Raw genomic sequence first — 1,334 nt, 5'->3', positions numbered from 1 at the left:
CGAGTGGGCGCGCACCTCCGGCTGGCGCGGTCCTCGGCTGCGCTCGCTGCGCATGGTCCGGGGGGTCGAGGCATGAGCGCGTTCGGCCGCGGGGCCGCGGACGGCTTCGCCCGGGCCGCCGCCGTCGACGTCGGCCCGACCCCCGCCTTCGAGGGCCAGCGCCGGCTGTTCCACGGCGCGGCGGTGCCCCCGAACGGGAGGGACGCCGCCGGCTGGGGCGTGCACCGGGTGATGGGCACGGAGACCGAGTTCGGCATCCACGCGCCGGCCAACCCGGGGGCGCACCACAGCGTGCTCTCGGTCGAGCTCGTGAACGCGTACGCGGACCTGGTCACCCGGTCCGGCTCGGCGGTGGCCGGCACGGAGTGGGACTACACGGGGGAGTCGCCGCTCGTGGACGCCCGCGGCTGGCGGCTGCCGCGTTCGGCGGCGCACCCCTCGCAGCTGACCGACGAGGCGCTCGTGGGCCCGGACGGGGAGCCCGTGCACCTGCTCCTGTCCACCGTGCTGGCCAACGGTGCGCGCTGGTACGTGGACCACGCCCACCCGGAGTACTCGTCGCCGGAGACGACCACCCCGCGGGACGCCATGGTGTGGGACGCCGCCGGTGACCTGGTCGCGCAGGCGGCGGCCGAGCACATCGGCCAGGCCGAGGGCGCCCCGGAGGTGCTGGTCTACAAGAACAACGTGGACGGCAAGGGCCAGTCCTACGGCGCGCACGAGAACTACCTCGTGGCCCGGTCCCTCGACTTCGAGGAGCTCACCGCCGTCCTGCTGCCGTTCTTCGCGGCGCGGCAGGTGCTCGTGGGCGCGGGCCGCGTGGGGCTCGGCCCGGCGGGGGAGCGGCCGGGCTTCCAGCTGTCGCAGCGGGCCGACTACTTCGAGGAGCCCGTGGGGCTGGAGACCACGATCCACCGGCCGATCGTCAACACGCGGGACGAGCCGCACGCCCGTCCCGAGGCCTACCGCCGGCTCCACGTGATCATCGGCGACGCGACGCTGAGCCAGCACGCCACGTGGCTGCGGATGGGCATGACCGCGCTCGTCCTCGCGATGGCCGAGGCCGGGACGGCGCCCCGGCTCACCCTGGACGACCCGGTGGCCGCGTTGCAGACGATCAGCCACGACCCGGGTCTGCGGGCCACGGTGCCGCTGCTCGAACGCACCGCGGACGGCCCCGTGCGCCGGCACTGGACCGGGCTGCAGATCCTGCGGTCCTACCTGGACGCGGCCCGCGCCCACTGCGCCGCCTTCGGGGTGACGGATCCGCAGACGCGCGAGGTGCTGGAGGCCTGGGCCATCGACCTCGACGACGCCACCGCGGATCCGCTGTC

1 protein-coding gene is annotated in these 1,334 nt (G+C 75.4%); it reads left to right on the top strand.

Features of this window, described 5'->3' with window-relative positions; all coding sequences use genetic code 11:
- Positions 1-72: 72 nt before the first annotated feature.
- On the top strand, positions 73-1,334 hold a 1,262-nt coding region (locus HMPREF3105_RS12455), incomplete at its 3' end, for a proteasome accessory factor PafA2 family protein (RefSeq protein ID WP_070709909.1).

Origin of the sequence: Micrococcus sp. HMSC31B01 (assembly GCF_001816085.1) — a bacterium.
Lineage (GTDB): Bacteria > Actinomycetota > Actinomycetes > Actinomycetales > Micrococcaceae > Micrococcus > Micrococcus luteus.
The sequence above is the reverse complement of the archived record's forward strand: the minus strand, read 5'-3'. Positions and strand labels throughout refer to the sequence as shown.